This is a genomic window from Arthrobacter sp. 05T442 (assembly GCF_056395945.1).
The window spans coordinates 24,113-48,959 of the sequence record NZ_JBFTKM010000020.1 but is presented as its reverse complement, the minus strand read 5'-3'; the positions used below and the strand labels follow the sequence as shown (position 1 = coordinate 48,959).

General features: G+C 68.3%; 24 protein-coding genes and 6 tRNA genes. 19 read left to right on the top strand and 11 right to left on the bottom strand.

What is annotated here, in order from left to right; genetic code table 11:
• A partial coding sequence (locus AC1DES_RS16535; RefSeq protein ID WP_476896789.1) for an HNH endonuclease occupies nucleotides 1-493 on the top strand: 493 nt, incomplete at its 5' end.
• 233 nt (nucleotides 494-726) lie between these two features.
• Here the strand turns inward: AC1DES_RS16535 and AC1DES_RS16530 are convergent.
• Complete coding sequence (locus tag AC1DES_RS16530) at nucleotides 727-1,587, bottom strand: cytochrome (RefSeq protein ID WP_476896788.1); 861 nt, start codon at nucleotides 1,585-1,587, stop codon at nucleotides 727-729.
• An 89-nt stretch (nucleotides 1,588-1,676) separates the two neighbouring features.
• Nucleotides 1,677-1,748: transfer RNA gene (locus AC1DES_RS16525), tRNA-Val, on the bottom strand.
• 319 nt (nucleotides 1,749-2,067) lie between these two features.
• Between AC1DES_RS16525 and AC1DES_RS16520 the strand changes: the two genes are divergently transcribed.
• From AC1DES_RS16520 to AC1DES_RS16495, 6 genes are all read left to right on the top strand, one after another.
• A tRNA-Gly gene (locus AC1DES_RS16520) sits at nucleotides 2,068-2,140 on the top strand.
• Nucleotides 2,141-2,186: 46 nt separating this feature from the next.
• Nucleotides 2,187-2,257: transfer RNA gene (locus AC1DES_RS16515), tRNA-Cys, on the top strand.
• Between the two features lie 39 nt (nucleotides 2,258-2,296).
• A tRNA-Val gene (locus AC1DES_RS16510) sits at nucleotides 2,297-2,371 on the top strand.
• Nucleotides 2,372-2,427: 56 nt separating this feature from the next.
• Nucleotides 2,428-2,500: transfer RNA gene (locus AC1DES_RS16505), tRNA-Gly, on the top strand.
• Nucleotides 2,501-2,549: 49 nt separating this feature from the next.
• A tRNA-Val gene (locus tag AC1DES_RS16500) sits at nucleotides 2,550-2,624 on the top strand.
• A 182-nt stretch (nucleotides 2,625-2,806) separates the two neighbouring features.
• Nucleotides 2,807-3,073, top strand: a complete 267-nt coding sequence (locus AC1DES_RS16495; protein WP_476896787.1) for an antitoxin — start codon at nucleotides 2,807-2,809, stop codon at nucleotides 3,071-3,073.
• Nucleotides 3,074-3,271: 198 nt separating this feature from the next.
• Here the strand turns inward: AC1DES_RS16495 and zapE are convergent, their stop codons facing one another.
• Nucleotides 3,272-4,309, bottom strand: a complete 1,038-nt coding sequence (gene zapE / locus AC1DES_RS16490; RefSeq protein WP_476896786.1) for a cell division protein ZapE — start codon at nucleotides 4,307-4,309, stop codon at nucleotides 3,272-3,274.
• Between the two features lie 276 nt (nucleotides 4,310-4,585).
• On the opposite strand from zapE, the gene AC1DES_RS16485 reads away from it, so the two are divergent.
• The 3 genes from AC1DES_RS16485 (at nucleotide 4,586) to ybaK (ending at nucleotide 6,579) form a co-directional block, all read left to right on the top strand.
• A complete protein-coding gene (locus AC1DES_RS16485) occupies nucleotides 4,586-5,503 on the top strand; it encodes a sulfurtransferase (RefSeq protein ID WP_476896785.1) in 918 nt (305 codons plus the stop codon).
• 83 nt (nucleotides 5,504-5,586) lie between these two features.
• Entirely contained in the window at nucleotides 5,587-6,063 is a 477-nt protein-coding gene (locus AC1DES_RS16480) for a SufE family protein (RefSeq protein ID WP_476896784.1), read from the top strand.
• Between the two features lie 18 nt (nucleotides 6,064-6,081).
• Nucleotides 6,082-6,579: a Cys-tRNA(Pro) deacylase gene (gene ybaK, locus AC1DES_RS16475; RefSeq protein WP_476896783.1), complete on the top strand. Its 498-nt coding sequence runs from the start codon at nucleotides 6,082-6,084 to the stop codon at nucleotides 6,577-6,579.
• Nucleotides 6,580-6,643: 64 nt separating this feature from the next.
• On the opposite strand, the gene AC1DES_RS16470 is transcribed toward ybaK, so the two are convergent.
• The gene (locus AC1DES_RS16470; RefSeq protein WP_476896782.1) at nucleotides 6,644-7,945 is read right to left on the bottom strand and encodes an alpha/beta hydrolase family protein; all 1,302 of its coding nucleotides are present in this window, start codon (nucleotides 7,943-7,945) and stop codon (nucleotides 6,644-6,646) included.
• A gap of 137 nt (nucleotides 7,946-8,082) precedes the next feature.
• Between AC1DES_RS16470 and AC1DES_RS16465 the strand changes: the two genes are divergently transcribed.
• From AC1DES_RS16465 to AC1DES_RS16425, 9 genes are all read left to right on the top strand, one after another.
• Complete coding sequence (locus tag AC1DES_RS16465; RefSeq protein WP_476896781.1) at nucleotides 8,083-8,574, top strand: hypothetical protein; 492 nt, start codon at nucleotides 8,083-8,085, stop codon at nucleotides 8,572-8,574.
• A 14-nt stretch (nucleotides 8,575-8,588) separates the two neighbouring features.
• Nucleotides 8,589-9,137 carry a peptide-methionine (R)-S-oxide reductase MsrB gene (gene msrB, locus AC1DES_RS16460; RefSeq protein ID WP_476896780.1) on the top strand — a complete coding sequence of 183 codons (549 nt, stop codon included), beginning with the start codon at nucleotides 8,589-8,591 and terminating at the stop codon, nucleotides 9,135-9,137.
• Between the two features lie 201 nt (nucleotides 9,138-9,338).
• A complete protein-coding gene (locus AC1DES_RS16455; RefSeq protein WP_476896779.1) occupies nucleotides 9,339-10,736 on the top strand; it encodes a DUF6421 family protein in 1,398 nt (465 codons plus the stop codon).
• The gene (locus tag AC1DES_RS16450) at nucleotides 10,733-11,467 is read left to right on the top strand and encodes an SDR family oxidoreductase (protein WP_476896778.1); all 735 of its coding nucleotides are present in this window, start codon (nucleotides 10,733-10,735) and stop codon (nucleotides 11,465-11,467) included. The genes AC1DES_RS16455 and AC1DES_RS16450 overlap by 4 nt, the downstream gene beginning before the upstream one ends.
• A 37-nt stretch (nucleotides 11,468-11,504) precedes the next feature.
• The gene (locus AC1DES_RS16445) at nucleotides 11,505-12,593 is read left to right on the top strand and encodes a threonine aldolase family protein (protein WP_476896791.1); all 1,089 of its coding nucleotides are present in this window, start codon (nucleotides 11,505-11,507) and stop codon (nucleotides 12,591-12,593) included.
• 69 nt (nucleotides 12,594-12,662) lie between these two features.
• Complete coding sequence (locus AC1DES_RS16440; RefSeq protein WP_476896790.1) at nucleotides 12,663-13,304, top strand: DUF3000 domain-containing protein; 642 nt, start codon at nucleotides 12,663-12,665, stop codon at nucleotides 13,302-13,304.
• Between the two features lie 71 nt (nucleotides 13,305-13,375).
• Complete coding sequence (locus tag AC1DES_RS16435) at nucleotides 13,376-14,734, top strand: HRDC domain-containing protein (protein ID WP_476896777.1); 1,359 nt, start codon at nucleotides 13,376-13,378, stop codon at nucleotides 14,732-14,734.
• 179 nt (nucleotides 14,735-14,913) lie between these two features.
• Nucleotides 14,914-16,230: a thiolase family protein gene (locus tag AC1DES_RS16430; protein WP_476896776.1), complete on the top strand. Its 1,317-nt coding sequence runs from the start codon at nucleotides 14,914-14,916 to the stop codon at nucleotides 16,228-16,230.
• Nucleotides 16,227-18,407, top strand: coding sequence for a 3-hydroxyacyl-CoA dehydrogenase NAD-binding domain-containing protein (locus AC1DES_RS16425; protein ID WP_476896775.1), 2,181 nt, complete (start codon nucleotides 16,227-16,229; stop codon nucleotides 18,405-18,407). The genes AC1DES_RS16430 and AC1DES_RS16425 overlap by 4 nt, the downstream gene beginning before the upstream one ends.
• 114 nt (nucleotides 18,408-18,521) lie before the next feature.
• Here AC1DES_RS16425 and AC1DES_RS16420 read toward each other — a convergent pair whose 3' ends face one another.
• The 7 genes from AC1DES_RS16420 to AC1DES_RS16390 form a co-directional block, all read right to left on the bottom strand.
• Nucleotides 18,522-20,072: an ABC transporter ATP-binding protein gene (locus AC1DES_RS16420; protein WP_476896774.1), complete on the bottom strand. Its 1,551-nt coding sequence runs from the start codon at nucleotides 20,070-20,072 to the stop codon at nucleotides 18,522-18,524.
• Nucleotides 20,069-20,827, bottom strand: coding sequence for an energy-coupling factor transporter transmembrane component T (locus AC1DES_RS16415; RefSeq protein WP_476896773.1), 759 nt, complete (start codon nucleotides 20,825-20,827; stop codon nucleotides 20,069-20,071). Before AC1DES_RS16415 ends, AC1DES_RS16420 begins: the two co-directional genes overlap by 4 nt.
• Nucleotides 20,828-20,831: 4 nt before the next feature.
• Complete coding sequence (locus tag AC1DES_RS16410) at nucleotides 20,832-21,665, bottom strand: ECF transporter S component (protein ID WP_476896772.1); 834 nt, start codon at nucleotides 21,663-21,665, stop codon at nucleotides 20,832-20,834.
• A gap of 183 nt (nucleotides 21,666-21,848) precedes the next feature.
• Nucleotides 21,849-22,910, bottom strand: coding sequence for a nucleoside hydrolase (locus tag AC1DES_RS16405; RefSeq protein WP_476896771.1), 1,062 nt, complete (start codon nucleotides 22,908-22,910; stop codon nucleotides 21,849-21,851).
• Between the two features lie 11 nt (nucleotides 22,911-22,921).
• Nucleotides 22,922-23,899, bottom strand: coding sequence for an aldo/keto reductase (locus tag AC1DES_RS16400; protein ID WP_476896770.1), 978 nt, complete (start codon nucleotides 23,897-23,899; stop codon nucleotides 22,922-22,924).
• Nucleotides 23,900-23,957: 58 nt separating this feature from the next.
• Nucleotides 23,958-24,176, bottom strand: coding sequence for a helix-hairpin-helix domain-containing protein (locus AC1DES_RS16395; RefSeq protein WP_476896769.1), 219 nt, complete (start codon nucleotides 24,174-24,176; stop codon nucleotides 23,958-23,960).
• A 104-nt stretch (nucleotides 24,177-24,280) separates the two neighbouring features.
• A complete protein-coding gene (locus AC1DES_RS16390; RefSeq protein ID WP_476896768.1) occupies nucleotides 24,281-24,838 on the bottom strand; it encodes a hypothetical protein in 558 nt (185 codons plus the stop codon).
• Nucleotides 24,839-24,847: the final 9 nt, after the last annotated feature.

The window sequence follows — 24,847 nt, the reverse complement described above, 5'->3', positions numbered from 1 at the left end:
GGCAGGCGGCCCGGAGCAGGCAGGCCCGGGGCAGGCAGGCCGGACGTTCGAGCACACGGGGACCCTGCTGTTCACCGGGCCCGTCACGGCCTCCACGGTCCGGAAGATCGCCTGCGACGCGGACATCATCCCCGTCGTCCTCGGCGGCGAAGGCCGGATCCTGGACATCGGCCGGGCCTCCAGGGTCTTCCCGCCGCACATCCGCAAGGCCCTCACCGCCCGGGACCAGGGCTGCGCCTTCCCCGGCTGCACCATTCCCGCGCCCTGGTGCGAAGCACACCACATCACCTACTGGTCCCGCGGCGGCACCACCGGCACCGACAACGGGGCCCTGCTGTGCTCCCACCACCACCACGTGATCCACAAAGAACACTGGACCATCCAGCTCCGCACCGGGATCCCCTGGTTCATCCCGCCACCCCAGATAGACCCCCGGCAACGCCCCCGCCGCAACCACTACTTCAAACCCGCCGACCTCAGCGCGGCCGCGTGACGGCGGCACTACCCTGACAGTGGCGGTCGGTGATGGCAACGCTGGTGGCAGCGGCGGTAAGTGGCGGCCCAGCCGGGCAACCACAGGGTGCGGCGTGACCGAGGCACCGGCGAGTGACCCTCGCCCCTAGTGGCGGCAACCGCCGGGCGGAGCGGCGCCGGAACCATGCTTCACAGTCCCGGACTGGAGCAGTACCTCAGGACTCGTGGAGAGATGAGCCGGCCCCATCGATCTCAGCGCCGGGGGCCCGGGGCCAGCGCGGGCGGCGCCAGCGGGAGGAGTGCCGCTCCGGCTGTGGCCGTGTCAGCCGACATTTCCCACACGCGGCGGAGGGCGCAGAACTTCCACCAGTGGTGCTTGAGGACGTCCGGATTGGCCCGCAGCGGTCGGACCTCCGTCTCGCCTACAGCGACCGCCAGCAGGATCGGGGATTCGCCGTGTTGCCAGGCCTCCCACTTCCCCGCCACGGGATCGACGAGGCTTTCCTCAGCCTTCATGCCTGCCACGAGCTGCATGACGACTTTGTCATCGAGTGGCTTGACGGTGCCGTCGCGGCTGGTGCCCTTGGTCTTGTAGTCGATAAGGCAGGTGCGGCCATTGATCTTTGCGACGAGGTCCAGTGTGCCCGCGTAGCCGACCGTCTTATTCCAGACGGTGATCTCCGGCGCGATCGGCTCCACCTGGAAGAGCTCCCACCACTCGTCGAAGCGGGCCGCGAAGGCTTCCTCGCCGTTGGCCGCCAGGGCCTCCCGCGTTTCCTTCATCTGGTGCGGCCGGCCGAGGGCACGCAGCGCAACCTGCTCGCAATAGTTGTGGACACGGTCCCCACGTTTCGCGGCGTCGTCCCGGTACGTTTCCGCTGCCTTCGCCGCACGGCTGACCGCCTGACGCAGCTTGGCCGGGCTCCCCAGGATGGCGGGAAGGGCCGGATCCTGGGCGAGGCTGTTGGCTCCCATATATCCGAACCAACCGTCGAGGCCATGGGGCTGCTGTCCGATAACCGTGGTGATCGAAGGGACGGAGAATTGCTCGGACGTCGATCGAGCGTACATCCGGCCGTGGTCGGTGGCGTGGGCGAGGAGCGGAGCGGTCATGGAAAGACTCTTTCACAGGGGTCAGACAAGGAGGGCAAAGCAAAAAATGGCCCGCCCCGCTGACTGAGCGGAACGGACCATTTCGTGGGTGGGCGATACTGGGTTCGAACCAGTGACCTCTTCGGTGTGAACGAAGCGCGCTACCACTGCGCCAATCGCCCCAACGACATTGAATGCTAGCCCACCGGGGCGGATTTTAGAAATCCACCCCTCCCCCGCGGGCCGGGCAGCGAAATGCGTCACTGAGGGATCGCCCCGAAAGCCGCCGTCGGGCGCTGGCGAGCAGGACCCCCGGGTCCCGGCACCGCACCCCGAATTACAGCGTTGTAATTCGTAAAATCCCCTAGAATCCAACGAAGCAGGGCCCTCCGCAGGAAAGGTCGTCCGCGCGATTTGTAGATTCCCCTAACCTCCTATAGAGTTCTTACTCGTTGGAACGCGAGGAAATGCCGATTGCGGCGCGGAAATGCTGACAACAATGCGGACGTAGCTCAGCTGGTAGAGCACCACCTTGCCAAGGTGGATGTCGCGAGTTCGAATCTCGTCGTCCGCTCGCAGGACACTGTCACGGCAAAGGTTCTTCGGAATCCTGCCTACACGGTGGGTTGGCCGAGAGGCGAGGCAGCGGCCTGCAAAGCCGTATACACGGGTTCGAATCCCGTACCCACCTCGGTGAAAACCCTGGTTTCCGGTCTTGGCCGGATGCAAGGGGCGATTGGCGCAGCGGTAGCGCGCTTCCCTGACACGGAAGAGGTCACTGGTTCGATCCCAGTATCGCCCACCAGAGCAAGGGAACTTGCTTGATGCAGTACCACCGGCACAGCCGGCATGGACTAAAATGCGGACGTAGCTCAGCTGGTAGAGCACCACCTTGCCAAGGTGGATGTCGCGAGTTCGAATCTCGTCGTCCGCTCTCTTATGTACTAGATTCAAATAACTCCACTCCGGATCTTTCCGGTTGCGGGCGATTGGCGCAGCGGTAGCGCGCTTCCCTGACACGGAAGAGGTCACTGGTTCGATCCCAGTATCGCCCACCACACAAAGCAGCTCCCCCGGGGTTGCTTTTTTCTTGTCTGTCACCGGGACCGCCCGTTCCACGTTTCAGGCCTTACCACCGGGTCTTTCTCCCCTGGGCTTACACCCTTGGCACGCCCAGCACCGCCGGATAGGATCGAAAGCGCTAGGAGCGCTCTGGCTCCGCGACCGAAGGGAGGTGCCCGTGGGTTTACTTGACGATCTAAAGGGCAAGGCTCAGCAAGTAATTGGTGGCAATGAACAAGCCATCAAGGACGGCATCGAGAAGGCCGGCGATTTCGTCGACACGAAGACCGGCGGAAAGTACGCCGACAAGATCGATGCAGTGCAGCGTGGCGCCTCCGACTACGTGGACAAGGCAGACGACCGGCCGCAGACGGCCCCAGTCGCCGAAACTCCCGTCGCCGGGGAGCCGCCTGTAGCCGGGGAACCCCGGCAGCAGGGCCTCTGACCCAAGTACGTCACCGAGGTGCCGGTCCCGCCGAGAGGCGGCGCCGGCACCTTTGGCGTTTCTTGGCCAAAGATGCCTGTCAACCGTGATGCCCACCGCGAGGGCCTAACGCGGGGTGGCCAAGGGTCCGTCCGTTGCGTCAGGATCGGCCGTTGGTGACCCTGCGTTGGAAGGTGACCCCGCGCCCGGAATTAAGGCTTAAGACGGTTCGTGGTTCTGGCCCTCACGGGCCAGGGCGGTCAATCGTGAGACGGCCCGGAAGTACTTCTTCATGTAGCCGCCGGTCATCATTTCCTCTGTGAAGAGCTGATCGAACGGCACACCGCTGGCGAGGATGGGGACGTCCTTGTCGTACAGCCGGTCCGCCAGCACCACGAAGCGCAGCGCGACGGCCTGCTCGGTGATGGTGTGCACGTTTTTCCAGACCACGCCCTCGATGCCCTCAATAAGCTGCCGGTAGCGGCTCGGGTGGACCCCTGCGAGGTGGTTGATGAGGGTGCTGAACTCATCCCGCGCCACGGTCTTGCCGTCAAATTCGGCCTGCATGTGGTGCGTCAGGTCATCATTGCGCAGCGGCAGCGGCGCCGCCGGGAGGCCGCGGTGGCGGAAGTCCTCGCCGTCGATCCTGACGACGTCGAACTGGTCCGCCAGCACCTGGATCTCGCGGGCGAAGTCGACGGCGGCGAAGCGGCCGTCACCCAGGGAACCGGGCAGGGTGTTGGAGGTGGCGGCGAGCTTGACGCCGGCGTCGGCGAGTTCCCGCATGAGCCGGGACATGAGCACGGTGTCCCCCGGATCGTCGAGCTCGAATTCGTCGATGCATACGAGCTTGTAGTGGCTCAGGGCCTCGACGGTCTTGCGGAAGGACAGCGCCCCGACCAGGTTCGTGTACTCCACGAAAGTGCCGAAGGCCTTGGGTCCCGGGGCGGCGTGCCACAGCGAGGCCAGCAGGTGGGTCTTGCCTACGCCGAAACCGCCGTCGAGGTAGATCCCTGCCCGGGAGGTGTCCTTCTTGCCGAAGAGCCGTTTGAACAGGCCGTCACCGTCGCGCGCGCCCACACCCGCTGCGAAACCCTCCAGCTCACGGACAGCATGGGCCTGGCTGGGCTGGGACGGATCCGGCCGGTAGCTGGAAAACGACACCTTGCCAAAACGCGGCGACGGATAGAACCCCTTGAGGAGTTCGTCCACGGAAACTGCCGGTGTTCTGGCGGCGAGCTGTTCGATCTGTACCAAGGTGGTCCGTTCTGCTGGTCTCTTGTCCCCAGAAAGGATACCGGCAATGCCGGCCGGGTTTGTTGGCCACGTTGCCGGCCTGGCTTGTTGGCCACCCGACCGGACGCCCGCGGCAACGGCCCATCAGCGGCCGGTGCGTGATGAAGGCCATATTTCCGACTGTGAACATAGGTGGAGCATTCCTGCCCGGGCGTGGCTAGTGTTGTACCAGGCCCGGCGCCCGTTCGATTCCCCCAGGGCCCGGCCTCCCGACCGCTTCAGTGAAAGGCCATCGCAATGCCCTACCCCGTTGAGCAGAACGAGAAGTTCGCCGCCTACGCCCACCCGCAGCGCCTCGTTTCCACCGAGTGGCTTGCCGCGGCGCTGGAGGCCGGCGCCCTCGACGGCGGCAAGCTGGTGGTGGTCGAGTCCGACGAGGACGTGCTGCTCTACGAGACCGGCCACATCCCGGGAGCGGTGAAGGTCGACTGGCACACGGACCTGAACGATGAGGTCACCCGCGACTACGTCGACGGTGGGGCCTTTGCCGCACTGGCCGCATCCAAGGGCATCTCCCGCGACTCCACCGTGGTCATTTACGGCGACAAGTCCAACTGGTGGGCCGCATATGCCCTGTGGGTCTTCACGCTCTTCGGCCACGAGGACGTGCGGCTCCTGGACGGCGGCCGGGACAAGTGGATCGCCGAGGGCCGCGCCCTCACCACGGACACCACAGTCCCGGTCCCCGGCGAGTACCCCGTCGTGGAACGCAACGATGCCCCCATCCGCGCCTTCAAGGACGATGTCCTGGCCCACTTCGGCAAGCCGCTGATCGACGTCCGGTCCACCGAGGAATACACCGGCCAGCGCACCCACATGCCGGCCTACCCGGAAGAGGGCGCCCTGCGCGGCGGCCACATCCCGACGGCGGCCTCCATCCCGTGGGCCCGCGCGGCAGCCGAGGACGGCACCTACCGCAACCGCCCCGAACTCGAGGCACTGTACCTGGGTGAGGCTGGACTCAAGAGCGGCGACGACGTCGTGGCCTACTGCCGCATCGGCGAACGTTCCAGCCACACCTGGTTCGCCCTGAAGTACCTCCTGGGCTTCGACTCCGTCCGAAACTACGACGGCTCCTGGACCGAGTGGGGCAACGCCGTTCGCGTTCCCATCGTCAAGGGCGCCGAGCGCGGCACCGTCCCTGCGGCCAGATAGGGCAGTGGGCAGCGGGCGGCCCTGTGCGGCCGGGGACGGAACCGATCGGGACACAAACGCCTGCCGTGCGTAAGCTGGGAGGGATGAATACTTCTGCCCTCCCCGCCGCGCTGGCGGACATCGTTGACGACTTCCAGGCCCTGACCGAATCCGATCGGCTGCAGCTGCTCCTTGAGTTCTCCCGCGGACTACCGGAGCTTCCGGAACGGTTCAAGGACCACCCGGAGCTAATGGAGCAGGTGGTCGAGTGCCAGACGCCGCTGTTCCTCACCATCGAGACCGAGGAACCCGACGACGGTGCGCCGGCCCGGGTGCGGCTCTTTTTCAAAGCTCCGCAAGAGGCCCCGACCACCCGCGGCTTCGCCGGTGTGCTCCATGAAGGACTCGACGGGCTCAGTGCCGCGGAGATCCTGGCGGTTCCTGACGACATGCCGGAACTGCTCGGCCTCACCCGGGCCATCACGCCCCTGCGCATGCGCGGCATGACGGCGATGCTGGGCCGGATCAAGCGCAAAGTGGCCGCGATGGCCCGCGCGGACTCCGCGGCCCCGCAGTCCTGACCCCCACGGACATCCACTGTGGCCCGCAAACTTACGTCCCAGGGGACTCCGGCCACCGCGGCACTCGCGGCGGCCGGGGTTCCTTTTCTCGCGCACCCGTACGCCCATGATCCGACGGCCGCCAGCTACGGCATGGAAGCCGCTGATGTGCTCGGCATCGATCCGGCCAGGGTGTTCAAGACCTTGATGGTCGACGTCGACGGCCGGCTCGCCGTCGGCGTCGTACCGGTGAGCGGAAACCTGGACCTCAAAGCGATGGCCGCGGCCCTCGGCGGCAAGAGGGCGGCGATGGCGGACCCGGCGTCGGCGGAGCGCCGGACCGGCTATGTCCTCGGCGGCATCTCCCCGCTCGGCCAGCGCCAGTCCTCCCCCACTGTCATCGACGACAGCGCCCTGGAACTGGAGACGATCCTCATCTCCGGCGGACGCCGCGGACTGGATATTGAGCTGGACCCGTCGGAGCTGATCCGTCTAACGGACGCGCGCACGGCGCCGATCGGCACCGGCAGGCACTGACACCACCAAGGCCCGGACGCCGGTGTTAGCGCCAAAAATCGCCGGCGTGCCACTCCGGCGCAGCTCACGTCTCCGGATGCGGCTGTCCGGGGTTCGGGCGCGGGGCCAGTTGCTGCCGCAGCCAGGCAGTGACCAGCCGCTCCCAGCGTTCCGGATCGACATTCCATTCCTTCGTGTGCCGGGCGGTGCTGAAAGGTTCGAACGTGACCATGTCCGGATTCTTCTCCGCCAGGGCCGCAGAGGGACCGTAGGGAACGTATTCGTCGTCAACGCTGTGAAGGATCAGGGTCGGCGTCCTGAGCTCCACTGCACGGGATACCCAGTCCATCGCTTTCAGGTCGACCGGGGCGGCCAGGCCCGTCAGCCGCCGGCCGAGGGGATGGCCGAGCATCAGCTGGCCGTAGCGGCCCACGGCCGAAGGAATCCGGTTCAGCTCGGCATGGTGCGCCAGCACGTTGACCCAGTTGATCACGGGTCCGTCCAGCACCATCGCCCGGATCAGGTGGTGGTGCCGCGACAGGTCAGCGGTCTGGAGGCAGATCGCGCCCCCCATGGACCAGCCGAACAGCACCACTTCGCGCGCACCCTGCCCGAGGGCGTAACTGATGGCAGCATCAACGTCACGCCATTCAGTGGAGCCCAGCCCGTAGCGTCCGTCCTGGGCCGAGGGCGCCAGGCCATCGTTGCGGTAGGAAATCAGGAGAGAGGACATGCCCAGGTCCCGGACCGTGCGGACAGCCCTGAGGCCTTCCTGCCTCGTGGCTCCGCGTCCGTGCACCATGATGGCCCAGACGTCCGAGGCCGGCGCGGCCCGGACCAGCCACGCCGGCGCGGTCCCGCCGTCGACCGGTATGGGGACTTCCTCCGCGGCAAGGCCGATCGTGGCGGGATCCGGATAGGCCGCACCGCTCCACGATCCGCGCCGCGCGGTCGAGAGATCGCCGCTGTAGACGGCCTCGACTTCGCGCAGCACGGTGCGTTCGGCCGGAGAGTAGGACAGGATACGTCCGATCCGGGCGTGGCCGCGGCCGCCATCGAAGAAAAGCCCGTAGACGCCGTCCACGGTCGCATCCGGCGTGGCCGCGAGGATGACCTGCAGGCCGCGCCCGGCGCGAATCACGGCCAGGACCTCCTGGTCCTGCTCGCGGACCCGGGCCGGGGTGATGACGCGGCGCGCAAAATAGAGCGCGAGCGCCGAGGAACCGGCCGCGAGCAGGCCCGCTGCTGCGCTGCCGCCGATGATGCCGCCGACGGCCCACCTGGCGCTTCCGGGCACGATGGCCTCGGCGCCCTCCCCGACGGGAGAGGCTTCACGGGCGGCCGGGGTCCGTTGCGGGTCTGCCAGGAGGCGCAGGGATGATGCCATGCCACCATTCTGACTGAAGTCCCAGCCAAGGCAGGCATCCTGCCTGTTCAACGGCCTGCCGCCGCCGGAGCGGACACGGGGATTTCCCGCGCGGACACAACAGTGCGGGGCCGGAAGTGCACGACTAGGCTGGGGTCATGAGTGATCCAATCGTCATCTTGACAGAAGAGCCCCTAGGTGCGGATGACCGCGTCAACATTGAAACCCTGGTTGCCGGCGGTGATGCCGCCCTGATGGTCCTGGTCCCCGGCAACACCGAGCGTCACCTGGTGGTGGACTTCCTGGAAAGCCTCTCCATGCTGGAGATCGCGAAGGCCTTCCGTGAACTCACGGCCCAGGCGCACGATCCCGCCGCTGAACGGGCGGCAGCCGCCGAGACCCTGGCCGCCTCGCTCGCGGCCCTGGGCGGAATCGGCGGCGGGGTCACCGGCGAAGTGGTCCAAGGCGGAGCCGTTGAGGGCCTCGTTGCCAAAGTCAAGGAACTCGGCGCCGGACAGGCTGTCGTGATCACCCGTCCCCACGCCCTGGCCGACACGTTCCACACCGACTGGGCCAACAAGGCCCAGGACCGGCTCGGCGTGCCCGTGCTGCACTTGTACGCCGGTTCGGGATTTATCGGCGACTCCTGAGCGTTATTGAGGCTATGAGCATCTTCAGCAAGAGGTCAGAGAACACATCCGTTGCCCCGTCGCTCGCCGTCGGCCCTGTCGCTCCGGCGTCACCGCCCGCGGACGGGACAGCCGCGGAGACGTCAGCCACAGACAAGACCGTCGCGGACAAGACAGCCGCGGCGAAGACCGACGAGCAGTGGCGCCAGGAGCTCACCCCGGAGGAGTACCGGGTGCTCCGGCAGGCCGGCACCGAGCGGCCGTATACCGGCGAGTACTGGGACTCCCACACTGCGGGCGTGTACCAGTGCCGGGCCTGCGGCACCGAACTGTTCACGAGCAAGGAGAAGTTCGATTCGCACTGCGGCTGGCCTTCCTTCTGGGCGCCGCTCGCGGATGGAACCGTCCGCTATATCCACGACCGCACGCTCGGCATGGAGCGCGTCGAGGTCCGCTGCGCTACGTGCGATTCCCATTTGGGCCATGTCTTCGACGGCGAGGGGTACGGCACTCCCACGGACCAGCGCTTCTGCATCAACTCGGTGTCCCTGAAGCTGGTCCCGGCGGACGAGACCCGCCCGTAGGCAGCATGCACCAGGCGCCGGCCCCTCGGCCCCGCTCCATACCGGGATCCGGCAGCCCTGCCCCCGCTGTACCTGGGGCAGGCTGCCGGCCCCACTTGCCACATAGTTTCTTATGCTCAGCCTGATTTTGCATTAGAGGTTCTGATTGCTTGCTACGCTCGAGAAAGACGTTCCAAGCAACCAGAAAGGCGACCGTCGACGATGACCACGACCGCTCTCACCGCCCCCGCCCCGATCACGGCCGGCAACCAGGAATGGCTGCGCCTCAAGGCCGCAGCCACCGCCCTGCAGGCCCTCCAGAGCCAGGACGGATCCGTGCCGGATGCCGCAGCCCACGAAGCCGCGGCCGGCCACGTCGGAACCATCACCGCAGCGGTCACCGCCCTGGCCCCGTCCTTCCCGCACGATGCCCGCTACCTGGAGCTGCTTGTCACCGACTTCGGCCGCTGGGCCGGTAGCGGCTTCGGCGTCCCGGACTTCCTGGATTCCCTGCAGGCCTTCCAGCCGCAGCAGCACCGGGTCAACGGGCTTCAGCACGTCGTAGTGTTCCCGATGTACACCCAGAACGGCAGCAGCAACCGCCACGTCGAGGCCGTCCTGATCGAGGTCATCTGGCCCGAGTTCGTCGCCGGACTGGAAGAAGGCGAATACTCCAACAAGCTGTTCGTCCCGATCCGCTTCCTCGACTTCACTCCGGGGTACAACACCAACTCCGCCGTCCTCTTCCCCGAAACCGTCGCCGTCCGGGAAACCCCGACCTTTACGTGGGGCGCGATCTTCGCCGACCGCGAGGCGGCCCGTTTCCGCCGCGTGCTCCGCGCCGCCGCGGACATCACGTCCCTGCAGCTGCCCGAGGATGCGGCCGCGCTGCTCGAGGACCAGGAGCTGACGCAGGAAACGTTCGTCATGTGGGACCTGATCCACGACCGCACCCACATGCGCGGCGACCTGCCGTTCGATCCCTTCATGATCAAGCAGCGCATGCCGTTCTTCCTTTACTCGCTTGAGGAACTGCGCTGCGACCTGACCGCCTTCCGCGAGTCGGTGAAGATCGAGAAGGACGAGGACGCTGACCCGGACGCCCGCCGGCACGCCAAACTTGTCCAGTACGCCGTCATCTTCGACCGCATCTTCCGCTTCGCGATCACCGGCAACCGGGTCCGCAACTACGACGGCCTCGGCGGCCAGCTGCTCTTCGCGTGGATGCACCAGCACCACGTCCTGCACTGGACCGACAGCAAGCTCAGCATCGACTGGGACGAAGTTGCCGACGTCGTGGTTGCACTCGGTGCGCGGATCGAGGAACTCTACTGGCGCTCGATCGACCGCCCCAAGATGGCCCACTGGCTGGCCGCCTATGAACTGATCTCCGGCACGGTCACGCCCAACCCTGCCTCGGTTTGGGCCAAGGGTCCGGATGCGCTGCCGCTGGCCGGCCCGCCGCGCGGCCTCACGGACCAGGTCCTCGACGACGAATTCCCGCTCTCGATGTTCTACGAGGCCCTGGAAAAGAAGATGCGCCCCGTCATTGAGTCCACGGCCGGCATCACCGGCACGTCCGATACTGCCAGCTCCACCCGGGCCATGAACGCCGGATGAGCGCCGGACGCACCCTGAACGTCGTGGTTGCAGGCGGCAGCGGCCCTTCCGGGATCGCTGCCGCCCGCGCCCTCCGCGAGGCCGGCCATACGGTCTTCACGGTCGGCTCGGACGGGCCACGGATCGAAGCGGCCGCCGCCGAAGCCGGTCCCGGCGTCACGCCGCTCACCTGCGACCTCGCGGACCTGGAGAGCGTCCGCGCCCTGCGCGCGGATCTGGCCGAAAGAGCCGGAAGCGTCGACGGCGTCATCCACCTCGTGGGCGGCTGGCGCGGCGCGAAGGGCATCACCGACCAGAGCGACGATGACTGGGACTTCCTGGAGCGGAGCGCCATCACCACCCTGCGCAACGTCACCCGGGTGTTCTTCGATGACCTCGCAGCCTCCGGCACAGGACGCTTTGCCATGGTCTCCTCCACAGCCGTCAGCAAGCCGACGGCGGGAGGTGCCAGCTATGTGGCGGCCAAGGCCGCCGCCGAAGCCTGGACCCTGGCGGTCGCAGACGGCTTCCACCGGGCCCAGTCCGGCCACAAGGACGCCCCGGTGGCGCAGCGGAGCGCCGCGGCCATCCTCGTGGTGAAGGCCCTCGTGGACGCGACGATGCGCACCAAGTCCCCCGAACGCGCGTTCCCCGGCTTCACCGACGTGGACGACCTGGCCGCCGCCACCGTCGGGCTCTTCACCTCCTCCGCGGCAGAACTGAACGGCCAGCGGCTGCTGCTTAGCCGATGAGCCCGGATCTCCTTAGACTGGAAGCGTGAGTAAAGCGATGACAAGCACAGTTGAAACTGCCCCTGCCAGCACTGCGGTGCGGCTCCACGATCCATCGGTCCGCGGGTTTGCCTCGGACAACTACTCGGGCGTCCACCCCGAAGTACTGGCGGCCCTCGCCGCCGCCAATGAAGGCCACCAGGTCTCTTACGGCGAGGATGACTACACCGCGCGGCTGCAGCAGCTCATGGAAGAGCACTTCGGCGCCGGGATCGAATGCTTCCCCGTCTTCAACGGCACGGGCGCCAACGTCCTGTCCCTCCAGTCCCTGCTGCCCCGCTGGGGTGCGGTCATCTGTGCTTCCACGGCGCACATCAACATGGACGAGAACGGCGCACCGGAACGAATCGGCGGCATCAAACTCCTCCAGGTCCCCACGACGGACGGCAAGCTCACGCCCGAGCTGATCGACCGCGAAGCCTGGGGCTGGGGCGACGAACACCGGGCCCAGCCGCTTGCCGTGTCCATCACCCAGACCACGGAGCTCGGCACGTGCTACACGCCGGAGGAAGTCCGGGCCATCGCGGAGCACGTCCATTCCAAAGGCATGAAACTGCACATGGACGGTGCCCGGCTGTCCAACGCCGCCGCACACCTTAACGTTCCGCTGCGGGCCTTCACCCGCGACGCCGGCGTGGACATCCTCTCCTTCGGCGGCACCAAGAACGGCCTGCTGTTCGGCGAGGTCGTCGTCGCGCTCAACCCGGAAGCCGCCCACGGCCTGGTCTACCTGCGCAAGATGAACATGCAACTGGCCTCCAAGATGCGCTTCATGTCGGCCCAGTTCATCGCCTTGCTCGAAGGTGATCTGTGGCTGCGCTCGGCAGCGCATGCCAACGCCATGGCCGCCCGGCTGCGCGCCGGCGTGGAGTCGATCCCCGGCGTCGAACTGAGCCAGAAGACGGAATCCAACGGCGTCTTCGCCGTCCTGCCCGCCGGCGTGGCAGACCGCCTGCGCACGTCCTTCCGCTTCTACGACTGGAACGAGGCGGCCCGCGAAGTCCGCTGGATGTGCTCCTTTGACACCACCGAGCAAGACGTTGACTCCTTCATTGCGGCCATCAAACGCGAACTCGCTGCCGTCTGAGTCCTGCACGGCATCCCCGGCCCGGCGGCGAGCCTGCCGTGCCGGGGACCGGCTGTTGCATAACCTGCCATTGTGAGCTCACTCGACCAGGTTCCCGCAGACTTTCTGTTCGCCCTGGGAACCCTTCGAAACGCACGATGCCGCGGCGAACTGCACCTTGAGGAGATTCCGGCCCCCTCCCGGCTCGCACGTTTCGCCGTCGCCCTGGGAGCGGAGGTCATCGGATCCGGCGGCACCGCCGAAACCGCCATGATCCACGGGCCGGCAGCCGCCGCCTTTGAACCCGCTTCCGGCAACGACGACGTCGAGCTGGCCACCGGCCGCTTCATCCTCCTCCACGACCCCGACGGATCCGCGGTGTGGGACGGGGAGTTCAGGATCGTCACCTACATCCGTGCCCAGCTCGAGCCCGAAATGGGCAACGATGAACTCCTGGGCTCCGTTGCCTGGGCGTGGCTCGTCGAAGCCCTCGAGAACCACCAGGCGCCCTACCGCGCGGCCGGCGGAACGGCCACCCGGGTGCTGTCCGAAAGCTTCGGAACGCTCTCCGACAGGCCGGATTCGATCGACATTGAGCTCCGGGCGTCGTGGACCCCCGCCACTCCGGACATCACCACGCACCTGGAAGCGTGGTCGGACATGGTCTGCACGTTCGCCGGCCTGCCGCCGCTGCCTGAGGGCGTGTCCGCGCTCCCCCGGCGCCCCCGATGACACGCGCGATCACGCCGTTTCAGCCCGCGTCGCGGCCTTATACGCCACGTTGTCGGTAAACTGGAGAGATCATGACCCCTCAAAATCCGGAAATCACCGCCGCCGGCGGCGTTGAAAGTACGACAGACGCCGCGGACACCACAGCCCACATCACGGTGGAAGGCTTCGACAGCCTGGTCCCCGAGGTCATTGACCTCGACGCCCCCCGCGACGGAGTCCCGCTTGTCATTGAGACGCCCGCGGGCCTGGAACGCTGCGCCGCGGCCCTCGCCGCAGGCCGCGGCCCGGCGGGAGTGGACGCTGAACGTGCCTCAGGATTCCGCTACGGCCAGCGCGCCTTCCTCGTCCAGATCCGGCGCGAAGGCTCCGGAACCTGGCTGATCGACCCCGAGCCCTTCGGCGACCTGCGGATCATCAACGACGCCCTGCGCGGGGTCGAATGGATCCTCCACGCCGCCAGCCAGGACCTGCCCTGCCTGTCCGAACTCGGCATGTGGCCGGACAAACTCTTTGACACCGAACTCGCCGCGCGACTGGCAGGGCTCCCCCGGGTGGGCCTCGCCGCCGTCATCGAACAGCTCCTGGGCTTCGGTCTAGCCAAGGAACACTCCGCGGCCGACTGGTCCACCCGCCCGCTGCCGGAGCCCTGGCTTCGCTACGCCGCCCTGGACGTCGAGGTCCTCACCGAGCTGCGCGAGGAACTCATCGAACTCCTCGTCGCCGACGGCAAACTCGACTTCGCAGAGCAGGAATTCGCCGCGATCCTCGAGGCAGGACAGGCCCCGCCCAGGGTCGACCCCTGGCGCAAGACCTCCGGACTCCACCAGATCCGCGACCGCCGCCAGCTGGCCGCCGTCCGTGAGCTCTGGCTGGAACGCGACTCGCTGGCACAAAAACGCGACGTCGCGCCGGGCCGGCTGATCCCGGACTCGGCCCTCGTGGCCGCCGCCAAGGCCATGCCGGCCACCGTTCCCCAGCTCCTGGCCACCAAGGGCTTCCACGGCCGGGCTGCCCAGCGCGAGGCCCCGCGCTGGCTGCGCTGCATCAGCACCGCGAGGGCCCTGGAGGAACTCCCTCCCCTGCACCTGGCCACCAACGCACCCCCGCCCCCGCGGGTCTGGGCCGACCGGGATCCGGAAGCCGCCGCCCGGCTCGCGACGGCCCGGCCCAAGCTCCAGGTACGGGCCGAGGAACTGAACCTTCCGGTCGAGAACCTGCTGACCCCGGACTTTCTCCGCCGCGTGGCATGGCGTCCGCCGGCGGAACTGAGCGAGGAAGGCGTAGCGGAGGAGCTGGCGAACCTCGGGGCACGGCAGTGGCAGATCGAAATCACCGCACCGCTGATCGCCGGAGCCTTCCTCAACCCCGCGCCGCTGCCGGTCAATGAACGCAAGGCCGCCGTGGAAACGGCGTCGGGTTCCGCCCTATAGTCCGCGGGTCCCTGGACCCCTGGCCGCCGCGCCCTCTCCGCGCACCTGCTCCCGTTCCTTGCCAGCTATGTTACCGACGAGTAACATGATGCATGATGTCGCCCGGATTTCCTGTACCCCCTGGCTGTTCCTGCCACCGGGACGGTATCCGGCACCCATGTCTCAATGAGGAGTAACACGTGAGCGAACCCCGCAGCAGCGGAAGAAACGGCAGCGCGAGCCCCCGCACCATCCGCGACGTCGTCTTTGTCGACGGCGTCCGCACCCCGTTCGGCCGCGCCGGCGAAAAGGGGATCTACGCCGGAACCCGTGCCGATGACCTCGTGGTCAAGTGCATCCGCGAACTGATGCGCCGCAACCCCTCCCTGCCTGCCGAACGGATCGACGAGGTCGCCATCGCGGCCACGACCCAGACCGGCGACCAGGGCCTGACCATCGGCCGCACCGCTGCCCTGCTCGCCGGACTCCCCCGGACCGTGCCCGGCTTCGCGATCGACCGCATGTGCGCCGGCGCCATGACTGCCGTGACCACGACGGCGAGCGGTATCGGCTTCGGCGCCTACGACGTCGTGATCGCCGGCGGCGTGGAACACATGGGCAACCACCCGATGGGCGCAGGCGCCGACCCGAATCCGCGCTTCATGTCAGAACGCATCGTCGATCCCGCCGCCCTGAACATGGGCAACACCGCAGAGAACCTGCACGATCGTTTCCCCGCCATCACCAAGGACCGCACCGACGCGTACGCCGTCGCCTCCCAGGACAAACTCGCGGCCGCCTACGGCAAGGGACAGATCCAGCCCGACCTCGTGCCCGTCGCGACCATGAAACCCGGCCGGGGCTGGACCGTCAACACCGTGGACGAGCCGCCGCGCCCGGGAACCTCGGTTGAAGACCTCGCAGCGCTGCGCACACCGTTCCGGGCCCACGGCCGCGTCACCGCGGGGAACGCCGCCGGCCTGAACGACGGCGCCACGGCCGCCCTCCTGGCCTCCGCCGATGCCGCCGAGGAGCTCGGCCTGCCGGTCAGGATGCGCCTGGTCAGCTACGCGTTCGCCGGCGTCGAACCCGAACTCATGGGCATCGGGCCCGTCCCCGCCACGGAGAAGGCCCTCAAGAACGCCGGACTCGGCATCGCAGACATCGGGCTCTTCGAGATCAATGAAGCCTTCGCCGTCCAGGTGCTCAGCTTCCTGGACCACTTCGGAATCGCCGACGACGACCCCCGGGTCAACCGCTACGGCGGGGCGATCGCCGTCGGACACCCGCTTGCCTCCTCCGGCGTCCGGCTGATGAACCAGCTCGCCCGGCAGTTCGAGGAGGACCCGTCCGTGCGCTACGGAGTGACCACCATGTGCATCGGCCTGGGCATGGGCGCCACCGTGATCTGGGAGAACCCGCACCACGCGGATTACGGCACTGCCCTGGCTGACACAGCCACGTCAGCCGCAGACAGCACCGATTCCGCCACCACCGAGACTGGAGCCGCAGCATGAGCGCCGCCGATTTCCGCAAGCTTGCCGATCTCTTCCCGAACGAGACCATCACCCACTCCTACGTCCAGGACATCCAGCTTCCCGCGGTGGGCGGCAAGGACAGCCCCGGCACCTTTGCGCTGATCACCTTGGACAACGGCCTAGACCACTCCAAGCCGACCACGCTCGGGCCCAACACCCTGGTCGAGCTCGGCACCGTCCTGGAAGGGCTAAAGGAGCGCGCCGCGCGCGGCGAGATCGTCGGCGTCGGCGTCACCGGCAAACCGTACTTCCTCGTCGCCGGCGCGGACCTTTCCACGGTCAAGTCCGTCAGCGGCCGCGAGCAGGGTCTCTGGATGGCCCAGCTCGGCCACGAGGTCTACGCCACCCTGGCCAACCTCGGCGTGCCCAGCTTTGCCTTCATCAACGGCCTTGCCCTGGGTGGCGGCCTCGAGATCGCCCTCCAGTCCACCTACCGTACGGTGTCGACCGGCGCCGGCGCGCTGGCCCTGCCGGAGGCGTTCATCGGGCTCATCCCGGGCTGGGGCGGGGTCTACATCCTGCCGCGGCTCATCGGGCCGGAGAACGCCCTCAAGGTCATGATCGAGAACCCGCTGAGCAACAACCGCACCCTCACCGGGCCGCAGGCCTACCAGCTGGGCGTGGCAGATGCCATGTTCGAGCCGGCCGACTTCGTGGAGCAGTCCGTCGCCTGGGCCGCCCAGGTGATCGCCGGTGCAGTGGCACCGGAGCGCACCAACGCCGTCGACCCGGCCGATCCTGAGGTTGCCGCCCGCTGGGCGGCCGCAATCGCGGCAGGGCGCGCGTTCGTGGAGACCAAGACCTCCAACGCCTCCCCCGCCCCGGCCAAGGTCCTGGATGTCCTGGAGGCCAACCGCACCCTGACCCAGGCCCAGTCGGCCGAGCTCGAGTGCGAGACCCTGGCGGACCTCATGCAGACAGAGGAGTTCCGGTCCACCGTCTACGCGTTCCTGGACCTCGTGCAGCGCCGGGCCAAACGTCCCGCTGGCGCTCCGGACCGCAAGCTCGCGCGCCCGGTGACGAAAATCGGCGTCGTCGGCGCCGGCCTGATGGCGAGCCAGCTCGCGCTCCTCTTCGCCCGCCAGCTCAAGGTGCCGGTCGTCATGACCGACATCGACCAGGCCCGGGTGGACAAGGGCGTCGGCTACGTCCATGCCGAGGTGGACAAGCTCCTGGCGAAGAAGCGGATCAGCCCGGACGCCGCCAACCGGACCAAGGCACTGGTCAGCGGATCGGTCTCCAAGGAGGCGTTCGCTGATGCCGACTTCGTGATCGAAGCTGTCTTCGAAGAGCTCAACGTCAAGAAGCAGGTCTTCAAGGAGGTCGAGGCGATTGTGTCGGCCGGGTGCGTCCTGGCCACCAACACGTCCTCGCTGTCCGTCACCGCCATGGCGGAGGACCTGGAGCACCCGGAGCGGCTGGTGGGCTTCCACTTCTTCAACCCGGTGGCCGTCATGCCCCTCCTGGAGATCGTCCGGGCCCCGAAAACCGACGACGCCGTGCTGGCCACCGCGTTCGAGCTCGCCAAGGGACTCAAGAAGTCCGCCGTGCTGGTCAAGGACGCCGCCGCGTTCGTGGTCAACCGTGTCCTGCTGCGCCTCATGGGTGAAGTCACCGCGGCCTTCGACGAAGGAACGCCCGCCGACGTGGCGGACAATGCGCTGCGGCCCATGGGCCTGCCGATGACTCCCTTCGTGCTCGGGGCGATGGTGGGGCTGCCGGTGGCGCAGCACGTCCAGGAGTCCCTGCACGCCGCGTTCGGGGACCGTTTCAGTGTCTCGGAGAACCTGCAGAACCTCATCGACAACGGCGTGAAGTCCATCTGGGCCATAGAGAACGGGGCTCAGGCGCTGGGTCCGGACGGCAAGCCATTCATCCCCGCCGGGACCCTCGCGCTCATGTCCTTCGGCAACACCCCGTCCGCCGGCGAGGAGGTCCTGGGCCGCACCCAGGATGCCTTGGCAGAGGAAATCGGGCTCATGCTCGAGGAGGGCGTGGTGGCCGGTCCGGAGGACATCGACCTCTGCATGATCCTGGGCGCCGGCTGGCCGATGTTCCTCGGCGGCATCACCCCGTATCTGGACCGGGTGGGCGCCTCCGAGCGGGTCAACGGCAGGAAGTTCCTGGCACCCGGCGTGGCCTCGGCACCGGCCTAGGCCAGGGCGGCCCCGGTTTCGCCGGCCCTTATTCCGCCGCGTGGCGCCGCCGTCCGGACTTTGGTCCGGGCGGCGGCGTTGTCGTCTGCAAGGACGCCGCGGAGCGGCATCGGTTCAGGCCTCGCGGAGCCGTCCGCCGTCGAGCTCGAGGATCCGGTGGGCGGTGGCCCGGGCGTAGGCGAGATCGTGGGTGACCATGACGACGGCGGTGCCCCGCGCCGCCGCTGCGTGAACGGCCCGGCCCAGCCGTTCGAGTCCGTTCCGGTCCAGCCCGACGGTGGGCTCGTCCAGGGCCAGCACGGCCGGGTCGCGGGCCAGGACCGAGGCCAAGGCGAGCAGCCGCTGCCGTGAGGCGGGCAGTTCGGCCGGGTGGCTGGTTTCGTCAGCCACGGAAAGGCCGACGGCCGCCAGCGCCTCCCGAGCCCGTCCCTCGGCGTCGGCCTTCCCGAACTGCTGCCGGAGCCCGAACGAGGCTTCGCGCAGGACGGTCCGTTCGAAGAGCTGGTCCCGGGGGTGCTGGAAGAGCAGGCCGATGGAAGCCGCGACCGTGCCCACCGGCACGCCGGCGATGCTGCGCTCGCAGACCCGCACGTCCCCCTCGGACGGGCGCAGCAGCCCGTTGAAGTGCCGCAGAAGGGTGGATTTGCCGGCACCGTTGGGACCCGTCACAGCGACGATCTCGCCCGGCCGCACAGCGACGTCCACGTCGCGCAGGATCCGTTCCTGCGGCATCGTCCCCCGCCGCCCCGGGCCCCGGCCGTACGCGAACCCGACCCCGCACAATTCAAGCGATGCCGGCCCGGGGCGGGGAGCGGCGGCAGGTGCGGGACGCCAGCCAGGGACTCCGCGGACGCCAACAGGTCGCACGACACCCGGGCCTCCACCACCGGCGCCGAGCACCCCCGCACGCTCCAGCTCAGCAGAGCCGAGCAGCAGCGCCGGTGCACCCGCGGCGGTGACAGTGCCGCCGTCGAGCACGGTCCAGTGCGTCGCTTCACAGGCCAGGCGGTCGGCCGCCTGGCTCAACAGGACAACGCCGGTCCCGGCGGCGCAGAGGCTGCGGACCAGGTCCTCAATCTGCGCGGCCCCCTCCGCGTCCAGTGATGCCAGCGGCTCATCAAGGATGAGCATGTCCGGTTCAGTGATGACGGCGCAGCCCAGGGCGAGCCTCCGCAGCTCTCCCCCCGAGAGCGTGGCCGGGTCCCTGTCCAGCAGCCCTGACAGGCCCGTCCGTGCGGCGGTGCGCTCCACGGCGCGGAGCATGTCCACCCGTGGCGTCGCGCGGTTTTCCAGGCCGAAGGCCAGCTCCTCCGCGACTGTGGCGCGCACCGTGGAGAGCATCGCGGCCGCGTCCTGCGGGACGAAGGCCACGCGGCGGGACCATTCGGCGGAGTTGATCCGGGGGTCCTCCGGTACGCCGCGGAAGTCCAGGCGGGAACCGTCGAGCTCCAGGCTGCCGCGGAGCTGTCCCGCGTGGCCGGCCCGGAGCCAGCCGGCCAGCAGTTTTCCAAGCGTGGATTTTCCGCTCCCGGATCCGCCCAGGACGGCGGTCAGGCTGCCCGGCGCAACCGACAGCCCGACGCCGCGCAGGGCGGCCACGGTATCCCCGTGGAAGGTGAACCCGGCGATCCGCGCGATGAGCGCCGGCCGGGTCGTGGCACTCACGACGACCCCGCAGCGGGCCACGACAGTGCCAGCCTTACGACGGCTGCCCCGGCGGCGAGCAGCAGCGCCGCTGCGCGGAAGCGCCGCTGGGCGGACGAATCACGGACGTCGCGGTAGCTCGTGCGCGGGCCCGGGCTGCCGAAGCCCCGGGCGTCGAGGGCTTGCGCCCGGTTGCCTGCATCCTCGATGAGCCCCAGGACCAGCGGTACCATCTGCAGCCGTACGGCGCCGATCCTGGCGAGGACACCGCCGCGCAGTACCAGCCCGCGCGCCTCCTGGGCCTGCCGGATGCCGTGCAGCCGGCCCGCGATGGCCGGCACGAGGGTCAGGGTGGACGCCAGAACGAACCCGAACTGCGGCGGCACCCTGCGGGCGGCCAGGGCAGCAACCAGGTCCGCAACGCTGACGGTGAAGGAAAAGAGCAGCAACACGAGCACGCATGCGGCGGTGCGGGAGGCGAGGTCCAGCGCGAAATCCAGTCCCTCCGCGGTGACACGGGCCGGGCCCCACTGGGCCAGGACGGTGTGGCCTTCCGGGAAGAACAGCCCATGCAGCACCAGGAGGGAGAAGCACAAGGGCGCCAGAATCACTCCTGCTGCGGTCAGCACCCGCCTTGCGACGCCGCCGCGCGCAGCAAGCGCAACCGCGACTGCGGCTACGGCGAGGGACAGCGGCCAACTGGCAGCCGCCGTCGTGATGACGGCAGCACTGGCGGCCGCAGTCAGCGCCGTGAGCGGGTGGAGTCGCGGGGGCATGGTCTCAGGCTTCGGGCTGGGCCTTGGGCTGTTCCGGCGCTTTGCCGGCGAGGACCCGGAACCGCCGCACGAACGGGAACTGGTACGTGGTGCGGCGGGGCAGGGCGTAGACCAGGAGCGCGGCGACGGCAAAGACGATCGCCTTGTCCATCGGGTCCGAGATCAGTGCCTGCTTGGTGATGGCTGCGAGCAGGGTGTCCCCCATGGCCCGGAAGGCGCTGACGATCGCGCCGGTGCCGATGCCGGAGGTTCCGCCGAACACGAAGGCGGCGATCGGGGCGGAGACGACGCCCGCGAGGACGCCGGTGACGAACCCGGCCACCGGCGCCAGGTAGAAGCGGCGGAAGAGGCCGCTCCGGGCGGCCAGGCCGGCCAGGAAGCCGATGAGGGCCGCGCCGGCTGCGAAGGGCAGGACGGTGGGGTTGAAGAAGGACCAGACGATGCTGCTGAGCGCGCCGGTGGCGGCGCCGGTGGCCGGTCCGGCGAGGACGGCGATCAGGACCGTGCCGATGGAGTCGAAGTAGAACGGGAGTCCGGTGGTTCCCATGAGCTGGCCGAGGACGACGTTGAGCACCAGCGCAACGGGGATGAGGACCAGGGTGGAGGTGGGCAGGACGGGCAGCACGGCGACGATGAGCAGGACCGCGCCGAGGAGGAACCCGCCGAGGGCTACGAGTGCCGAGAAGCTGGCCGGGCCGTTGGCGATGTCCGCGGGCTGGGTGAGGACCAGGAAGACGTATGTGGCGGCGATGGCGGCGGCGCCGGCGATTTCCAGCAGGCGGCGGCCGCGGCCGGCCGCCTGTCCAGAAGGCGGGAGGGTCAGTGATTTCTGTGACATGGGGGATTCCTTTGGCTGTGGGTGCCTGCCGGGAGCGTCTGTCAGGGTCCTGATACGGCGGTCCGGGCGCAGCAAACTACGCGCCTATGTCACCTCGGCGCAGCTACCATCCTAGCGATCGGCGGGGGCGCCGCGGAACAGCCTTGGGAACGCGCCACAGAGCCCCCTGGCGGCCTGCTGCCGCTAGCGGCCGCCAAGCCGGCGGGCCAGGGCACCCACGGAGGAAATCAGCTCCTCAAAACAGTGTTCCGGATTGTTCCCGGAGACAATCCGGGCGTTGGGCGGCAGCCCCCAGAGCCCGCGGAAGTCCGCGACCGTGGTACCGATCAGCAGCGGCGACACGGTCTCGACGTCGACCGTGGCCAGTCGTGAGCCGAACGGTGTGCGTTCCACCGCGGCGCAGGCCGCGAAGGCGTCGTGCACGTGGGCGACATAACCCTGGTCGTAGAGCCGGTGGAACTCCATGTAGAACCGGATCGCGTCGGACAAGCACGCCACCAGCGGGTTGCTGGAGGTACTGCGCAGCCCCTCGGGCTGTTCGGGCAGGACAAGCTCGGGGCCGTCCGCGCCGGCAGCCTCCGCGAGGCGCCGCAGGTGCTCCGGCCGCATTTCGATCCGTTCCGTGCTTTCCAGCGCGCACACGAGCGGCAGTTTGTCCTCGGGCAGCCCGCGGTAGGCCTCGAAGACCTCCTTGGCGGCGTGCGGATCCACGGAGACGTTCCATTCGGCCGTCGGTGTGGTGTTGCCCTGGTAGTAAAAGCTGCCGCCCATGATGACGAGGCCTTTGAGCAGCCGCGGGAGCCCGGGCTCGCGCCGCAGCGCCAGGGCGAAGTTCGTCAACGGGCCGGTGATCAGCCCCGTGATCTCCCCCGGGTGTGCCCGGGCCTCCTCCACCCAGACGTCGACGGCGTGGCGGCCCGAGATCTGCTGCGCGGGCCCCGGCAGCTCGGCGTAGCCGATGCCTTGCGGCCCGTGGGTCTCTTCTGTCGTGACGAGCGGGATCTCCAGCGGCACCTCGGCGCCGATGGCCACCTCGATCCCCTGCCGGCCGCACAGCTCCAGCAGGGCCAGGTTGTTCAGGGCCACCTGCCGCGCGCCCACGTTCCCTGCGGTGCAGGTGATGGCCTGCACGTTTACCTCCGGGCGGGACAGCAGGTAGACCAGCGCCAGGGCGTCGTCAATGCCGGTGTCGACGTCCATCAGGACCGAGTGCGTGGCGGGAGGGGCCGCCGCGAAGCTGCTCATGGCCGGACCGCTCAGAACAGGGCCACTTTCGGTGTCCTGGGGAAGAGATCGTCGAGTTCGGCCAGCTCGGCGGCGCTCGGCTTCCAGGCGACCGCGGCAGCGTTCTGCCGGACCTGCTCCGGCTTCGTGGCGCCGGCGATGACGCTGCTGACGGACGGCTGGGCGGCGAGCCAGGAGAAGGCAACCTGGACCTCGTTGAGGCCGCGCGCCGAGGCGAACGCGCTGAAGGCGTCCAGCTGTTCCCAGTCGGCGTCGTGGACCAGGCTGGTGCGGGTGTGGCTGAGCCGGGACCCTTCCGGGGCGGTGTCCCTGGCGTATTTCCCGGTGAGCAGGCCGTTGGCGAGCGGGAAGTAGGGCAGCACGCCCAGTCCGTACGCCTCTGCGGCCGGCGTGACCTCAAGCTCGGCGCGGCGGTCCAGCAGGTTGTAGTGGTTCTGGCTGGACACGAAGCGTGCTCCCCCGCGGGCCCGGGCCACGAATTCCGCCTCGGCAATCTGCCAGCCGGCCCGGTTGGAGTGGCCGATGTAGCGGACCTTGCCGCTGCTCACGAGCTCGTCGAGGGCAGCGAGGGTCTCGTCGATGGGGGTCAGCGGGTCCGGCGTGTGGAACTGGTAGAGGTCGATCCAGTCCGTGCCAAGCCGCCGCAGGGAGGCTTCAGCGGCTTTTATGATGTAGCGGCGGGATCCGCGGGCTCCGAAGTCTTCGCCGTTGGCCCCGCGCATGTCCATGCCGAACTTGGTGGCGACGACGGCGTCGTCGCGGCGGCCGGCGAGGGCCGCCCCGAGCATGGTCTCGCTGAGGCCGGGCTCGCGGCCGTAGGTGTCGGCGACGTCGAAGAAGGTGATGCCGGCCTCCAGGGCGGCATGCACGACGGCGTCGGTCCCCTCCTGCGATTCGGTCGCGGTGCCCGGCCGGCCCAGATTGTTGCAGCCGAGTCCCACAACAGAGACAGTCAGTCCGGAATTTCCTACGCGGCGGTATTCAGTCATGGATTCACCCTATAACGGCCGGCCGCGCCGCCCCGGCAGGCAGGCGCGCCCGGGTCCGCTACCCGGCGGGCAGCTCCAGGCCGCATTCGTCCATGGCGTCCTGGATCTGGGCCAGCGTCCGCGGGCAGACCCCCGGCAGGGTGGAGAGCGTTCGATGGCCGAGCTGCACGAGTTGTTCCAGCGTCTCCACCCCCACATGTGCGAGGGATCTGCGGGCCTGGCTCGCAATCCCCCGTGGAATCGGGGTGCGGCCTGGTTCAATCGCTTTCGGCGTCATGTCGGGTGCCTTCCGTTCGGTTTGCCCCCAAAACTGATGTGTTCCTTGAGATGCGAACTGCAGGTGAAGCGACGGGCGTGTCCAGCCAGGAAACGGTTCCCGAACTACAGGGTAAAGCCGTTGGCCGGTTTCGGCGAATGCTTGAGCTTGAAGGTGTTCTCACCGAACGGCGCGGCACCAATGCTCAGCTTGGTGAAGTCCAGGTCTTCGCCGCGAATGCACACCTTGATGGCGTTGACGGTCTTGTTGACCTCCGGGGTGAGGCAGAAGATGTTGAGCTTGGAGTCCGAGAACTCGGAGCGGTCCACGACCCCCAGGCCGCGCCAGGCCAGGTGGCTGATCAAAGCGTCCTTGGCTTTTTCTTCCAGGTAGCGGTCCCGGTCAGTGCCTTCCCTGGTCTTGAGCGCGTACTGCGCCACGACCCAGAACTGCTCTTCCTCCGGGATTTCGGCGTAGCCGTCCTCGGCGCACTGCACGGCGAAGGCGTCCATGAGGCCGTCAGCTGCGGCGGCGCCGGCCACATCGGTCTCGTCGGTCTTGCTCTGGTGCCCGACCACGCCGTGGTTCATGACGAACTGGCTGTAGTCCTCGTCGAACCAGGCCTCCCTGAATTCGAGGACCCCTTCTTCATTGCGCTTGTAGACCCGGATAATTCCGCTCATGTGCCAGTT

What these genes read in the sequence shown, in the direction of transcription:
- AC1DES_RS16455 (WP_476896779.1), top strand. Translation starts at nt 9,339, where the DNA reads ATGACCACGACCGCTCTCACCGCCCCCGCCCCGATCACGGCCGGCAAC.
- AC1DES_RS16530 (WP_476896788.1), bottom strand. Translation starts at nt 1,587, where the DNA reads ATGACCGCTCCGCTCCTCGCCCACGCCACCGACCACGGCCGGATGTAC.
- AC1DES_RS16485 (WP_476896785.1), top strand. Translation starts at nt 4,586, where the DNA reads ATGCCCTACCCCGTTGAGCAGAACGAGAAGTTCGCCGCCTACGCCCAC.
- msrB (WP_476896780.1), top strand. Translation starts at nt 8,589, where the DNA reads ATGAGCATCTTCAGCAAGAGGTCAGAGAACACATCCGTTGCCCCGTCG.
- AC1DES_RS16465 (WP_476896781.1), top strand. Translation starts at nt 8,083, where the DNA reads ATGAGTGATCCAATCGTCATCTTGACAGAAGAGCCCCTAGGTGCGGAT.
- AC1DES_RS16410 (WP_476896772.1), bottom strand. Translation starts at nt 21,665, where the DNA reads ATGTCACAGAAATCACTGACCCTCCCGCCTTCTGGACAGGCGGCCGGC.
- AC1DES_RS16450 (WP_476896778.1), top strand. Translation starts at nt 10,733, where the DNA reads ATGAGCGCCGGACGCACCCTGAACGTCGTGGTTGCAGGCGGCAGCGGC.
- AC1DES_RS16480 (WP_476896784.1), top strand. Translation starts at nt 5,587, where the DNA reads ATGAATACTTCTGCCCTCCCCGCCGCGCTGGCGGACATCGTTGACGAC.
- AC1DES_RS16400 (WP_476896770.1), bottom strand. Translation starts at nt 23,899, where the DNA reads ATGACTGAATACCGCCGCGTAGGAAATTCCGGACTGACTGTCTCTGTT.
- AC1DES_RS16425 (WP_476896775.1), top strand. Translation starts at nt 16,227, where the DNA reads ATGAGCGCCGCCGATTTCCGCAAGCTTGCCGATCTCTTCCCGAACGAG.
- AC1DES_RS16415 (WP_476896773.1), bottom strand. Translation starts at nt 20,827, where the DNA reads ATGCCCCCGCGACTCCACCCGCTCACGGCGCTGACTGCGGCCGCCAGT.
- AC1DES_RS16435 (WP_476896777.1), top strand. Translation starts at nt 13,376, where the DNA reads ATGACCCCTCAAAATCCGGAAATCACCGCCGCCGGCGGCGTTGAAAGT.
- AC1DES_RS16445 (WP_476896791.1), top strand. Translation starts at nt 11,505, where the DNA reads ATGACAAGCACAGTTGAAACTGCCCCTGCCAGCACTGCGGTGCGGCTC.
- AC1DES_RS16405 (WP_476896771.1), bottom strand. Translation starts at nt 22,910, where the DNA reads ATGAGCAGCTTCGCGGCGGCCCCTCCCGCCACGCACTCGGTCCTGATG.
- AC1DES_RS16390 (WP_476896768.1), bottom strand. Translation starts at nt 24,838, where the DNA reads ATGAGCGGAATTATCCGGGTCTACAAGCGCAATGAAGAAGGGGTCCTC.
- AC1DES_RS16470 (WP_476896782.1), bottom strand. Translation starts at nt 7,945, where the DNA reads ATGGCATCATCCCTGCGCCTCCTGGCAGACCCGCAACGGACCCCGGCC.
- AC1DES_RS16395 (WP_476896769.1), bottom strand. Translation starts at nt 24,176, where the DNA reads ATGACGCCGAAAGCGATTGAACCAGGCCGCACCCCGATTCCACGGGGG.